This is a genomic window from Nocardioides sp., assembly GCF_044226765.1.
Lineage (GTDB): Bacteria > Actinomycetota > Actinomycetes > Propionibacteriales > Nocardioidaceae > Nocardioides.
Genome location: NZ_JBGAGJ010000005.1, coordinates 1 through 12122 on the forward strand (window position 1 = coordinate 1; position 12122 = coordinate 12122).

Sequence of the window (12122 nt, forward strand, 5' to 3'; positions counted from 1 at the left end):
CACCGGTGGTCGTGCTTGTCGAGACCCCCGCAGGGGCGCGCCCGGTGGTTGAACGGATGCGGCTCGCAGCCTCATTGGTCGCAGGTTCATCACGGTCTGTTGTCGAACCTGCACCTCCCATGGCGTGCCCACCGTGGGAAGTGCCGGTTCACCTGCATACCGTGATGAAACGGCAGGCGATCCACCCCGGACCCGCCGCGCGGGCGATCCGGTCAGGCCGGACCGGCGTCGTGGACCAGGATCGCGATCTGCACGCGGTTGGTGACGACCAGCTTCTCGAACAGCCGCGACACGTGCGCCTTGACCGTCGGCACGGAGAGGAAGAGCTCGGCGGCGATCTCGGCGTTGCTCAGCCCCCGGCCGACCGCCTGCGCGACCTCGAGCTCGCGGTCGGTGAGCCGGCCGAGCCGCGCCTCGGCGTCGGCCCGGCGCGCGCCCGGACCGGCCGCGTCGTCCGGCTCGTCGCGCAGTCGCCGGAGCAGGGTGCGGGTGACCGAGGGGGAGAGCATCGGCTCGTCGTCGACCACCTTGCGGATCGCGTCGACGATCTGCGGGGGAGGGGTGTCCTTGAGCAGGAACCCGGTCGCGCCCGAGGCCAGCGCGTCCACGACGTGCTCGTCGGCGTCGAAGGTGGTCAGCACGATGACCCGGGGCGGGTCCGGGCGCCGGTGCAGCTCGCGGGTCGCCTCCAGGCCGTCGACGCGGGGCATCCGGATGTCCATCAGCACGAGGTCGGGCCGCAGCTCTGCCGCCAGCCGGACGCCCTCACCCCCGTCCGCGGCCTCGCCGACCACCTCGATGTCCGGCTCGCCACCGAGCATCAGCGCCAGCGCCGACCGCACCAGCGGGTCGTCGTCGACCAGCAGCACCGAGGTCGGGAGGACGGAGGTGGGGCCGGTCATGCCGCCCACGGTATCCAGCCGTGCAGGACGAACCGGCCGCCGTCGCGCCGGTGCTCCAGCCGGCCGCCACGCAGCTCCGCGCGCTCGGCCAGGCCGACCAGGCCGAGCCCGGACCCGGGGGTGCGGGTGGGCTCGAAGCCGACGGGGTTCTGCAGGAGCACGTCGATCCCGTCCTCCGGCGACCCGGCGACCCGGACGGTGAGCAGCGCGCCGGGTGCGTGCTTGCGGGCGTTGGTGATGCCCTCCTGCACGATCCGGTAGACGGTGCGGCCGGCCACGTCCGGCACCGGCCCCTCGACGAGGTCCTCGAGCTCGACCCGGGTGCCGGACTCCTGGGCCTCCGCGACCAGGCCGGGCAGGTCGGCGTACGTCGGCTGCGGCGCCAGCAGCGTCTCGCCGGTGCGGCCGTCGCGCAGCACGCCGAGGACGCCGCGCAGGTCGTCGAGCGCCTCGTGCGCCTTGTCGCGGATCACCTCGGCGCTCGCACGCACCTCCTCGTCGCTGAGACCCGAGCGGTAGGCCAGCGCCCCGGCGTGCATGGAGATCTGCGAGATCCGGTGCGCGAGGACGTCGTGCATCTCCCGGGCGATGCGCGCCTGTTCCTGCCCGCGCGCCTGGGCGACCCTCAGCTCCTGCTCGGCCTCGGCACGCTCGGCGCGGTTGCGCAGGGTGCACATCAGCTCGCGACGCGACCCGATGTACATGCCCCAGGCCAGCACCGCGGCGACGACCACGGTGGTGACGACCAGGTCGACCCAGCGCGGGTGCGACGTCGTGTCGGTGAGCACGGCGAAGAGCTGGCCGGCCACGACGTTGACCGCGCCGACGAGCACGATCTCGCGCCACCGACGACGGGTGGCGACCGACACGGCCGCGAGGAGGGCCGGTCCCGCGGCGACGCCGGACACGCAGGACACCAGGCCGGTGACCAGGGCCACGGCGACCGGGAGCCGCCGCCGCCTCCAGATGACGAGGGCGTAGCACGCCGCACCGAGGAGGAGGTCGGCGGCGACCCACCAGGCCCCCGTCCGCGCCTCGTGCTGGACCACCGGGACCCAGGCGAGGGCGCTGACGAGCAGCATGACGCCGATCCGCCACGCAGTGCTCCACGCACCCAGCTGCGGCTGGTACTCCTCGGGCGGCTGCCGGTCCACGCCGCACAGGCTAGGTCGGTCCCGGGGGTCTGGCACAGGCGCCTCCGGTCGACCAGGACCCCTACTTTGGTCGCCGGCGGTTCATGCCCCGGGTCGATGCCCCGGGCACCCCCGTCAGGCAAGGTAGTCGCATGATCGAAGTCGAAGGCCTCACCAGGAAGTACGGCTCGTTCACCGCGGTGGACGACGTCAGCTTCGTGTGCCAGCCCGGTCGGGTCACGGGATTCCTCGGCCCGAACGGCGCCGGCAAGACGACCACCATGCGCGTCATGGTCGGGCTCACCCCGCCCACCGCCGGCCGCGTCACCATCGGCGGCCACCTCTACAAGGACATCCCGAACCCCGGGCGTCACGTCGGCGTGCTGCTGGACGCGTCCGCCCAGCACGCCGGTCGCACCGGTCGGGAGATCCTCGAGCTCGGTGCCCGCACGATGGGCCTGCCCGCGTCGCGCGTCGACGAGATGATCGAGCTGGTCTCGCTCACCCCGACCGAGGCGAAGCGCCGGCTGCGCAACTACTCCCTCGGCATGAAGCAGCGGCTCGGCATCGCGCACGCATTGCTCGGTGACCCGTCGGTGCTCATCCTCGACGAGCCGGCCAACGGGCTCGACCCGGCCGGCATCCGGTGGATGCGCGGCCTGCTCAAGGGGTACGCCGAGCGCGGCGGCACGGTGCTGCTCTCCAGCCACCTGCTGCACGAGGTCGAGCAGATCGCCGACGAGATGATCCTCATCGGCAACGGCCGGATCGTCGCGCAGGGCGACAAGAAGTCGCTGCTGGCCGGCGCCGGAGGCGGGGCGGCCACGCACGTCACCGCGCTCGACAACACCGCGCTCGCCGAGGCGCTGCGCGCCAAGGGCATCGCGGTGACGCCGGCCGGTGACGGCCTGCGCGCCGAGACCGAGCCGGTCGAGGTCGGCCGCGCCGCGCTGGAGGCCTCGGTCGTGCTGACCGACCTGCGCTCGGCCGACGGAGGTCTCGAGGACCTGTTCCTCGAGCTCACCGCCGACACCCAGCGCGAGGGGGCCCCGGCATGAGCATGAACAGCATGGCCGCGCCCGGGCTCGGCCACTCCCTCGACATCTCCGGGACGTCGCCGACGCCGTTCGGTCGTCTCGTGCGCGTGGAGCTGCGCAAGGCCTACGACACCCGCTCCGGGCTGTGGCTGCTCATCTCGACAGCCGCCCTGACCGCCGTCGTCATGGTCATCCAGCTCGCCGTCGGTGCCGTCCAGGAGGACGTGTCGCTGACCTACAACAGCTTCCTGACGTCGACGAACTTCTCCATCGCGATCCTGCTGCCGGTCATCGGCATCCTGCTGCTCACCAGCGAGTGGAGCCAGCGCACCGCGATGGTGACCTTCTCGCTGGAGCCCCGGCGCCCGCACGTGATCTGGGCCAAGCTCGCGGTCGGGGTCCTGCTCGCGGTCGCTGCGGTGCTGATCGCGCTGGTGCTCGCCGCCCTGTGCAACGTCGTGTACGGCGTGGTGTCGAGCGACCCGGTCGTCTGGAACCTGGAGCTCGCGCGCTTCGGCGGCTTCCTGCTGCTGCAGCTGATCGGCATGCTGACCGGGTTCGCGTTCGCCGCCCTCCTGCTCAACTCGCCCGCGGCGATCGTGCTCTACATGGTCTACACGTTCGTGCTGCCGGGGCTCTTCGGCATCGGCGCGGCGCTGATGGACTGGTTCTCCAAGCTGCAGCCCTGGATCGACTTCAACTACGCGCAGGGGCCGCTGGTGGACGCGACCATGACCGGCAAGGACTGGGCTCACTTCGCGGTGTCGGGCTTCATCTGGCTGGTCCTGCCGCTGGCCATCGGTGTGTGGCGGGTGCTGCGCGCCGAGGTGAAGTGAGGGGCCGGTCATGACGCTGGCCACCCTCGACCTCGGCGACACCCGCCCGACGCCGTACCGGCGCCTGGTGGCCGTGGAGCTGCGCAAGTCCTACGACACCCGGGCGGGCTTCTGGCTGCTGATGGTGATCGCCCTGCTGGTGGTCGCCGCCGAGGTGATCGTGCTGGCGGTGACCGTCTCCCAGGACGAGCCGCTGGCGTACGGCGACACGACCGCGGTCGCGGCGTTCGTGACGTCGGTGCTGCTGCCGGTGCTCGGCATCATGGTGGTGACCTCGGAGTGGAGCCAGCGCACGGCGATGGTGACCTTCGCCCTCGAGCCGCGGCGACCGCACGTCATCGCCGCCAAGGCGGTGGTCGGCCTGCTGCTGACCCTCGCCACGATCGCGGTCGCCCTGGTCGTCGGGCTCGTCACGATCCTGCTCTACGCGGCGCTGCAGGGTGAGAGCCCGGTGTGGCACTTCGGCTGGTCGGGCTTCCTCGCGTTCCTGGTCACCCAGACGTTCGCGATGCTCGGAGGCTTCGCGCTGGCCACGCTGCTGCTCAACACCCCGGCCGCCATCGTGGTCTTCTTCGTCTACCGGTGGGTGCTGCCCGGGCTGCTCGCGCTCGGCACCGCGCTGATCGGGTGGTTCGGCTCGGTCGCGCCGTGGGTCGACTTCCAGAGCGCGCAGGGCGAGCTATACGACTGGCCGCTCAGCGGTGAGCAGTGGGGCCAGCTGGTCGTCTCCGGACTGATCTGGCTGGTGGTCCCGCTGGCCATCGGCACCTGGCGGGTGCTGCGTGCCGAGGTGAAGTGACCGCCGACTAGGTTGGGGGGCATGACGACCCCTCGCGAGGACGGCCGGGCCGACGACGAGCTCCGGCCGATCACGATCACCCGCGGCTGGCTGGACCACGCGGCCGGCTCGGTGCTGGTCGAGTTCGGTCGCACCCGCGTCCTGTGCGCCGCGTCCGCGTCCGAGGGGGTCCCGCGCTGGCGCAAGGGCTCGGGCCTGGGCTGGGTCACCGCGGAGTACGCCATGCTGCCGGCCTCGACGAACACCCGGTCGGACCGGGAGTCGGTCAAGGGCCGGATCGGCGGGCGCACCCACGAGATCAGCCGGCTGATCGGCCGCTCGCTGCGCGCCGTGATCGACTACCAGGCGCTCGGCGAGAACACCATCCAGCTCGACTGCGACGTCCTCCAGGCCGACGGTGGGACCCGCACCGCGGCGATCACCGGGGCGTACGTCGCACTCGCGGACGCCGTCACGCACCTGCGCTCGACCGGCGCGCTGAAGGGGGAGCCGCTCACCGGCTCGGTCGCGGCGGTCAGCGTGGGCATCATCGACGGCGTGCCCCGACTCGACCTGCCCTACGTCGAGGACGTCCGCGCCGAGACCGACATGAACGTCGTGATGACCGGTGACGGCAAGTTCGTCGAGGTGCAGGGCACGGCCGAGGGCGTCGCGTTCGACCGCGCCGAGCTCGACGCGCTGCTCGCCCTCGCCGAGAAGGGCTGCGCCGACCTCACCCGGCTGCAGCGGGAGGCGCTGTCCGCGCCGAAGGCGGGCCGGTGAAGGTCTTCCTCGCCTCGCGCAACGCCAAGAAGATCGAGGAGATGGAGCGGATCCTCCGCGAGCACCTCCCCGAGGTGGAGGTGCTCGGGCTCGACGACGTGGCGCCCTACCCCGAGCCGGTCGAGGACCAGCCGACCTTCGAGGGCAACGCGCTGCTCAAGGCGCGGGCCGGCCTCGCCGCGACCGGCCTGCCGTCGCTCGCCGACGACAGCGGTCTCTGCGTCGACGCGCTGAACGGGATGCCCGGGGTGCTCTCGGCCCGCTGGTCGGGGCAACCGAAGGATGACGACCGCAACAACCGGCTGCTGCTGGACCAGCTCGCGGACGTCCCCGACGAGCTGCGTACCGCCCACTTCCAGTGCGCCGTGGCGTTCTGCCACCCCGGCGGCGAGGAGCTCACCAGCGGGGTGATGCCCGGTCACGTGATCCGCGAGACCCGTGGCACCGGCGGCTTCGGCTACGACGTGCTGTTCGTCGCCGACGACCGGCCGGGTCGGACCACTGCCGAGCTGTCGCGTGAGGACAAGGACGCCGTCTCGCACCGCGGCTGGGCGCTGCGCCGGATGGCTCCGATCGTGGCGCGGGTGCTGGGATGAGCGCCGGGTTCCGCTTCCGTCGCCGCCTGGCCGACCTCGTGCTCCGCGTGATCCGGTGGCAGGCGGTCGGCGAGGTCCCGCGCAAGGGCATCCTGGTCGGCGCTCCGCACACCTCGAACTGGGACTGGGTGCTCACCCAGCTGCTGGCGTGGCACAGCGGCGTGAAGATCCGGCTGCTGGTCAAGGACTCGCTCTTCAAGGGTCCCCTCGGCTGGATCCTGCGCGCCTCGGGCGCGGTCGAGCTGGACCGCGAGAACCCGGGCGCCACGATCCGGCAGCTGCTCGCGGACGCCGAGACCGACGAGTCGTTCCTGCTCGGGATCGCCGCCGAGGGCACCCGCAGCAAGGGGGAGTACTGGAAGTCCGGCTTCTACCGGATCTCCCAGCAGACCGGCCTGCCGATCACGTTGGCCTTCCTCGACGGCCCCTCCCGTACCGTCGGCTGGGGCCCGACCTTCGCCTTGACCGGCGACGTGGTCGCCGACATGGACCGGATCCGCGAGTTCTTCGCCGACAAGCGCGGGTTCAAGCCCGAGCTCATCACCGTGCCGCGGCTGCGCGAGGAGGACCGTCAGGCGGGCTGACCGGCCCCGGGCAGCGTCACCGCGGAGAGCAGCAGGTCCGCGACGCGGTCGGCGTACGCCGCCGGCTCGACAGGTCCGTCCGCCTCGTCGAACCGCCGGCTGAGCGGCGCCATCGCGAAGACCGCGGCGGCACCGTTGGCCACCAGGAAGAACGCGTCGCGGCTGGCGACGTGGCGGATCCGGCCATCGCGCTCCAGCCGGTCGAGCAGGTCGCGCAGGCCGTGCTCGAAGAGCCGGGCGACGGCGACCTCGAAGAGCGTGTCCACACGGGGTGACTCGCGGCAGGCCTCCTGGGTGACCACGCGGTGCAGGTCGGGGAGGTCCGCCGCGGTGGCGACGAACTCGCGCAGCACCCGGCGCAGCCGGTCCAGGTCGTCCGCCGGGTCGTCGCCTTCGGCGGAGCCGGTCAGTGCTGTGAGCAGCCGGGCCTGGTGGCGGCCGAAGCCCCACCGCACGGTGGCCTCCCACAGCCGGTCCTTGTCGCCGAACCGGCGCGCCAGCATGCCGTGGCTGACCCCGAGGGTCCGGTTGAGGTCGCGCAGCGACACCGCGTCGTACCCGACCGACCCGAAGGCCTCGAGCGCCACGGTGAAGATCGCCTCGTCGTCGACCTGCCGAGGCCGTCCGGGTCCCGTCACGGTCGTAGCCTAGACCATTTGTTGTCATCTGACATCTAAAATCGTAGGGTCACCCGCCATGCGACTGTTCGAGCGCGACGACGACGGCTACGACGAGGCCCGGCGGGCCACGGTCTGGAACGCCCGGGTGCCGGACCGGTACCCCGACCTGGTGGTCCAGGCGACGACGGTCGAGGACGTCGTGGCCGCGGTGCGGTACGCCGCCGACCGTGGCCTGCGCGTCGGCGTCCGCTCCGGCGGACACAGCTGGTCGGCCAACCACGTGCGCGACGGCGGCCTGCTGCTGGACGTGTCGCGGCTCGACTCGACCCGGCTCGACGTCGCGGCGCGCACCGCCGTCGTCGGGCCCGGCTGCCAGGGCAGCGCGCTGGTCGCCGAGCTCGAGGCCCACGACCTGTTCTTCCCGGCCGGCCACTGCCGCGGCGTCGCCGTCGGTGGCTACCTCCTCCAGGGCGGCTACGGCTGGAACAGCCGCGCCCTCGGACCCGCGTGCGAGAGCGTGCTCGGCCTCGACGTCGTGCTCGCGGACGGGACCCTCGTGCACTGCTCGGCCGACGAGCACCCGGACCTCTACTGGGCGGCTCGCGGCTCGGGGCCCGGCTTCTTCGCGGTCGTGGTCGCCTTCCACCTGAGGCTGCACCCGCGCCCCGCGGTCTGCGGGTCCAGCGTGTATGTCTACCCCGCCACCTGCGCCGCCGAGGTCTACACCTGGGCCCGTGAGATCGCCGCCGACGTCGACCGCCGGGTGGAGGTGCAGATCGTCTGCTCTCGCGGCATCCCGGCGCTGGGCATCAGCGAGCCGTCGCTGGTGATCGCGTCACCGGTCTTCGCCGACTCCGAGGCCGAGGCCCGCGAGGTGCTCGCCCTGCTGGAGACCTGTCCGGTCCGTGACGAGTCGCTGGTCGCGGTGCCGTTCGCGGCCACGACGATGCCGGAGTGGTACGACGCCGTGATGTCGAACTACCCCAGCGAGCACCGCTACGCGACGGACAACATGTGGACCCACGCCCCGGCGGCCGACCTGGTGCCGCGCCTGCTCGACGTGATCGCGGACCTGCCGCCGCACCCCGCGCACTTCCTGTGGCTGACCTGGGGTCCGTCGCCGGCGCGCCAGGACATGGCCTACAGCCTGGAGGACGAGGTCTACCTCGCCCTCTACGGCGCCTGGAAGGACGAGTCGGACGACGCCGCGTACGCCGACTGGTCCCGCTCCCACATGGCCGCGATGGCCGACCTCGCGACCGGCGTCCAGCTCGCCGACGAGAACCTCGGCGCCCGACCCGCCCGGTTCGCCTCCGACGAGGCGATGGCGCGGCTGGACCAGGTGCGGGCGGCGTACGACCCGGAGGGGCGGTTCCACTCCTGGATGGGGCGGGCCTCGTGACCGACGCGTGGAGCCGCTATCTCGACCCGGACATGGCGCCCCTGCCCGACCACGTGGTGGTGGCCCTGCAGCACGGGCCGGTCGCACCGACGGCGATCGCGTCGCTCCCGGACGGGTACGCCGTGCACCGCGACCGCAGCATCGAGGTGGCCGTCCGCACGCTCATGCCGGGCGTGACCCCGGCGATGTGGGACTGGTGGTTCGGCTGGCACGGCAGCCGCGACAGCCGCTACCGGCTCTGGCACCCGCTCGCGCACGTGAGCGCGCAGTGGGCCGACGGGCTCAACGGCGAGGCGGCCGACGCGGACCCGCGCCGAGGCCGGGAGCGCTACGTCGGGCGCACGTCGCACGTCGTGGAGCACCTGGGGTCGACGCTGGTGCGCGGCGCCATCTCGTTCGTGCCGCCGGGGGAGTTCGGGCTCGACGACCCGCCGCCCGCCCGGGGCACCCGCGTGTGCGCGGTCCTGGGCCTGTCGCAGGCGCCGGTCGACGTCGGACGGTTCGTCCACGACGTCCGCGCGGTCGACGGGGGGAGCGAGATGTGGTCGCGGTTCTGGCTCGGCGGCCGGCTCGCGGTCCTGCGTCGGGGCGGGGCTCGCCTCCGAGGCGCGTCGACCACCCTGCTGCGCCCGCTGGCCCGGCGCAACGAGCTCGACGCCCGGGCGCTGCTCGTGCACTGCGCGCAGGAGATGAACCACCTCGCCGTACGCCTGCCGGACCTCTACGCCGACTTCGGCGACTCGTGAGGGCCGCCTCGGCTCGGTGCGCCCGGAGAGACTCGAACTCTCACTGGCCAGGACCTAAACCTGGTGCCTCTACCTGATTGGGCTACGGGCGCGCGGCGGCCAGTCTCTCAGGCTGTCACCTCGAGGCCGCTCGGGGACTGGTCAGGGGAAATGTGCAGGACACGCCGTACGTCGTCGGCGTGTCCTGCACGCTTCCCCTGACCACCCCCGCCGGTCACCGGCGTGTCTGCACGTTTCCCCGGCCGACCGGGGAAACGAGCAGCGTCAGGCGCCGTTGCCCGGCTGCTCGTCGGCGAGGTTGAGCTGGAGGTCCTTGCGGAGCTTGGCGACGTGGCCGGTGGCCTTGACGTTGTACTGCGCGAGGAAGACCTTGCCGTCCTCGTCGACGACCACGGTGGAGCGGATGACGCCCTCGACCAGCTTGCCGTAGAGCTTCTTCTCGCCGAACGCGCCGTAGGCCTTCATCACGGCCTTGTCCGGGTCGGACAGGAGGGTGATCGTGAGGTGGTCGCGCTCGCGGAACTTGGCCAGCTTGGCGGGCTGGTCCGGGGAGATGCCGAGCACCTCGTAGCCCTGGGCGCGCAGCGAGTTGAGCGAGTCGGTGAAGTCGCACGCCTGCTTCGTGCAGCCAGGCGTCATCGCGGCCGGGTAGAAGTAGACGATCACCTTGCGGCCGAGGAAGTCGCTGAGCGCGACCTCGGCTCCGGTGTCGTCGGCGAGGGTGAACTCGGGCGCGGTGTCGCCGGGGGAGAGGCGGTCGGGCTGGCTCACGCGGACTCCTTGTCGCAAACAATGTGCAATAACGTAGGGTGGGCACGACCAACCTAGCCGAGCCCCGTCGATCGCCCGCCGAAGGAGCCCCGTGGCCACCTCCACGCCGACCGCACGCCCGTCGGGCCCTTCGCGTGTGACGGTGTTCCGGCGCAGCCTCACCCCGGCCGACCGCCGCTCCCTGGCCGCGATGACCACCGTCATCGTCGTCCTCCATGTCGTGGGCATCGCCCTGCTGCTCGGCCTGGTGGTCCCCCAGCACTTCAGCCTCGGCGGTGACCACCCGGTCTTCACGGCGGGTGTCGGGGTGCTCGCCTACACCTTCGGTCTTCGGCACGCCTTCGACGCCGACCACATCGCGGCGGTCGACAACACGACGCGCAAGCTGATCGCCGACAACGTGGCGCTGGAGGCGCAGGGCGAGGCGCCGGGACGCAAGCCGCTGTCGGTGGGCTTCTGGTTCTCGCTCGGGCACTCCACGATCGTCTTCGCGCTCTCGTTCCTCCTGGCCGTCGGCGTGCGGTCGCTGGTGGGCCCGCTCGAGGACGACAGCTCGGCGCTGCACACCGTCACCGGGGTGATCGGCCCGTCGGTCTCGGGGCTGTTCCTCTGGACGCTCGGCATCCTCAACCTGGTCGCGCTGCTCGGGATCCTCAAGGTCTTCCGGCAGATGCGCGCGGGCCGGTACGACGAGGCGGAGCTGGAGAAGCAGCTGGACTCGCGCGGCTTCATGAACCGGTTCCTCGGCGGGCTGACCAAGTCGGTGCGCAAGCCGTGGCACATCTACCCCGTCGGCGTCCTGTTCGGGCTCGGGTTCGACACCGCGACCGAGGTCGGCCTCCTGGTGCTGGCCGGTGGGGCGGCGGCGTTCAGCCTGCCGTTCTACGCGATCCTGGTCCTGCCCATCCTCTTCGCCGCCGGGATGTGCCTGATGGACACCATCGACGGCGTCTTCATGAACGCCGCCTACGGCTGGGCGTTCGAGCGTCCGGTCCGCAAGGTCTTCTACAACCTCACGATCACCACGATCTCGGTCCTGGTGGCCCTGGTCATCGGCACGATCGAGCTGGTCGGTGTGCTGGCTGACCGGTTCTCGATCACCGACGGCCCGCTCGCCTGGATCGCCGGCATCGACCTCGACTACGCCGGCTACGCGATCGTCATCCTCTTCGTCGCCTCCTGGGCCCTGGCGCTGGCGGTCTGGTACTTCGGCAAGATCGAGGAGCGCTGGTCCGCGGACCTCAGCGGCTAGCGGCCCTGCGTCCCAGCCGGCCGACCCGCGCACGTCGCCCGGCCGCGCGTTGATAGCCTCCAACCGTCGCCGAACAACGCTGAGGAGCAACCGTGAGCCAGGACCAGCCGCTGTCCGCTCTGGAGCAGGAGATCGAGGAGACCCGCGAGCGCCTGGCCGCGACGATCGACCAGCTCGTCTACCGGGTGCAGCCCAAGACGATCGTCGGGCGCCAGGTGGAGAGCATCAAGGGCCACTTCGTGGACCGGCAGACCGGCCAGCCGCGCACCGACAACATCCTCAAGGCCGCCGGCGCCGCCGTGGCCGTCGTCGGCTTCTTCGTCTTCGTGCGGAGGGTCGTCCGCTGACGTGGGTGACAAGACCCCGATCAAGATGCTGCACGACCGGATCCTGGTCGAGGTCGACCGGGAGGCCGGCGAGCGCCGGTCGTCCGGCGGCATCGTGATCCCCGCGACCGCAGCGCTCGGCGCCCGCCGCCTGGCGTGGTCGCGGGTGGTGGCGGTGGGCCCGCACGCCCGCGCGGTCGAGCCCGGTGACAAGGTGCTCTTCGAGCCCGAGGACAAGGCCGAGGTCGAGGTGGCCGGCGAGGTGTACGTCGTCATGCGCGAGCGCGACATCCACGCCGTCGCCGCCGACCGCGTCGGTGACCAGGCCACCGGCCTCTACCTCTGAGCCGGCCCAG

The 12122-nt window shown here is 72.1% G+C and carries 15 protein-coding genes and 1 tRNA gene; 11 read left to right on the forward strand and 5 right to left on the reverse strand.

Features of this window, described 5'->3' with window-relative positions; translation table 11 throughout:
* Positions 1–212: 212 nt before the first annotated feature.
* Together ACILRH_RS12065 and ACILRH_RS12070 are read right to left on the reverse strand one after the other, a co-directional pair.
* Entirely contained in the window at positions 213–902 is a 690-nt protein-coding gene (locus tag ACILRH_RS12065) for a response regulator (RefSeq protein WP_395693596.1), read from the reverse strand.
* Positions 899–2056 carry a sensor histidine kinase gene (locus ACILRH_RS12070; RefSeq protein ID WP_395693599.1) on the reverse strand — a complete coding sequence of 386 codons (1158 nt, stop codon included), beginning with the start codon at positions 2054–2056 and terminating at the stop codon, positions 899–901. Before ACILRH_RS12070 ends, ACILRH_RS12065 begins: the two co-directional genes overlap by 4 nt.
* Before the next feature lie 131 nt (positions 2057–2187).
* Here ACILRH_RS12070 and ACILRH_RS12075 point away from each other — a divergent pair, with 131 nt between their 5' ends.
* From ACILRH_RS12075 to ACILRH_RS12100, 6 genes are read left to right on the forward strand one after another with little or no spacing between them, the layout of a single operon-like run.
* Positions 2188–3093, forward strand: coding sequence for an ABC transporter ATP-binding protein (locus tag ACILRH_RS12075; RefSeq protein ID WP_395693601.1), 906 nt, complete (start codon positions 2188–2190; stop codon positions 3091–3093).
* Positions 3090–3908: an ABC transporter permease gene (locus ACILRH_RS12080; RefSeq protein WP_395693603.1), complete on the forward strand. Its 819-nt coding sequence runs from the start codon at positions 3090–3092 to the stop codon at positions 3906–3908. The genes ACILRH_RS12075 and ACILRH_RS12080 overlap by 4 nt, the downstream gene beginning before the upstream one ends.
* 10 nt (positions 3909–3918) lie before the next feature.
* Positions 3919–4707, forward strand: coding sequence for an ABC transporter permease (locus tag ACILRH_RS12085; protein ID WP_395693604.1), 789 nt, complete (start codon positions 3919–3921; stop codon positions 4705–4707).
* Between the two features lie 21 nt (positions 4708–4728).
* Positions 4729–5469, forward strand: a complete 741-nt coding sequence (gene rph / locus ACILRH_RS12090; RefSeq protein ID WP_395693606.1) for a ribonuclease PH — start codon at positions 4729–4731, stop codon at positions 5467–5469.
* A complete protein-coding gene (rdgB, locus tag ACILRH_RS12095; protein WP_395693608.1) occupies positions 5466–6065 on the forward strand; it encodes an RdgB/HAM1 family non-canonical purine NTP pyrophosphatase in 600 nt (199 codons plus the stop codon). The genes rph and rdgB overlap by 4 nt, the downstream gene beginning before the upstream one ends.
* Entirely contained in the window at positions 6062–6649 is a 588-nt protein-coding gene (locus ACILRH_RS12100; protein ID WP_395693610.1) for a 1-acyl-sn-glycerol-3-phosphate acyltransferase, read from the forward strand. Before rdgB ends, ACILRH_RS12100 begins: the two co-directional genes overlap by 4 nt.
* On the opposite strand, the gene ACILRH_RS12105 is transcribed toward ACILRH_RS12100, so the two are convergent.
* Positions 6637–7287, reverse strand: coding sequence for a TetR/AcrR family transcriptional regulator (locus tag ACILRH_RS12105; protein WP_395693613.1), 651 nt, complete (start codon positions 7285–7287; stop codon positions 6637–6639). The two genes, ACILRH_RS12100 and ACILRH_RS12105, sit on opposite strands and share 13 nt — an antisense overlap.
* Positions 7288–7345: 58 nt before the next feature.
* On the opposite strand from ACILRH_RS12105, the gene ACILRH_RS12110 reads away from it, so the two are divergent.
* Positions 7346–8671, forward strand: a complete 1326-nt coding sequence (locus tag ACILRH_RS12110) for an FAD-binding oxidoreductase (protein WP_395693615.1) — start codon at positions 7346–7348, stop codon at positions 8669–8671.
* Positions 8668–9417, forward strand: coding sequence for a DAPG hydrolase family protein (locus ACILRH_RS12115; protein WP_395693617.1), 750 nt, complete (start codon positions 8668–8670; stop codon positions 9415–9417). Before ACILRH_RS12110 ends, ACILRH_RS12115 begins: the two co-directional genes overlap by 4 nt.
* A 17-nt stretch (positions 9418–9434) precedes the next feature.
* Here ACILRH_RS12115 and ACILRH_RS12120 read toward each other — a convergent pair.
* Together ACILRH_RS12120 and bcp are read right to left on the reverse strand one after the other, a co-directional pair.
* A tRNA-Leu gene (locus ACILRH_RS12120) sits at positions 9435–9509 on the reverse strand.
* A 172-nt stretch (positions 9510–9681) separates the two neighbouring features.
* Positions 9682–10188 (reverse strand): thioredoxin-dependent thiol peroxidase, encoded by a 507-nt coding sequence (bcp, locus tag ACILRH_RS12125; RefSeq protein ID WP_395693618.1) that lies wholly within the window; start codon positions 10186–10188, stop codon positions 9682–9684.
* A 142-nt stretch (positions 10189–10330) separates the two neighbouring features.
* Here bcp and ACILRH_RS12130 point away from each other — a divergent pair, with 142 nt between their 5' ends.
* From ACILRH_RS12130 to ACILRH_RS12140, 3 genes are all read left to right on the forward strand, one after another.
* Positions 10331–11440, forward strand: a complete 1110-nt coding sequence (locus ACILRH_RS12130) for a HoxN/HupN/NixA family nickel/cobalt transporter (RefSeq protein ID WP_395693619.1) — start codon at positions 10331–10333, stop codon at positions 11438–11440.
* Between the two features lie 92 nt (positions 11441–11532).
* Positions 11533–11787, forward strand: a complete 255-nt coding sequence (locus ACILRH_RS12135; protein ID WP_395693621.1) for a DUF3618 domain-containing protein — start codon at positions 11533–11535, stop codon at positions 11785–11787.
* A 25-nt stretch (positions 11788–11812) separates the two neighbouring features.
* Positions 11813–12112: a GroES family chaperonin gene (locus tag ACILRH_RS12140; protein WP_395694123.1), complete on the forward strand. Its 300-nt coding sequence runs from the start codon at positions 11813–11815 to the stop codon at positions 12110–12112.
* Positions 12113–12122 lie beyond the last annotated feature (10 nt).

What these genes read in the sequence shown, in the direction of transcription:
- ACILRH_RS12065 (WP_395693596.1), bottom strand. Translation starts at nt 902, where the DNA reads ATGACCGGCCCCACCTCCGTCCTCCCGACCTCGGTGCTGCTGGTCGAC.
- ACILRH_RS12080 (WP_395693603.1), top strand. Translation starts at nt 3,090, where the DNA reads ATGAGCATGAACAGCATGGCCGCGCCCGGGCTCGGCCACTCCCTCGAC.
- ACILRH_RS12085 (WP_395693604.1), top strand. Translation starts at nt 3,919, where the DNA reads ATGACGCTGGCCACCCTCGACCTCGGCGACACCCGCCCGACGCCGTAC.
- ACILRH_RS12110 (WP_395693615.1), top strand. Translation starts at nt 7,346, where the DNA reads ATGCGACTGTTCGAGCGCGACGACGACGGCTACGACGAGGCCCGGCGG.
- ACILRH_RS12140 (WP_395694123.1), top strand. Translation starts at nt 11,813, where the DNA reads ATGCTGCACGACCGGATCCTGGTCGAGGTCGACCGGGAGGCCGGCGAG.
- ACILRH_RS12100 (WP_395693610.1), top strand. Translation starts at nt 6,062, where the DNA reads ATGAGCGCCGGGTTCCGCTTCCGTCGCCGCCTGGCCGACCTCGTGCTC.
- ACILRH_RS12075 (WP_395693601.1), top strand. Translation starts at nt 2,188, where the DNA reads ATGATCGAAGTCGAAGGCCTCACCAGGAAGTACGGCTCGTTCACCGCG.
- rph (WP_395693606.1), top strand. Translation starts at nt 4,729, where the DNA reads ATGACGACCCCTCGCGAGGACGGCCGGGCCGACGACGAGCTCCGGCCG.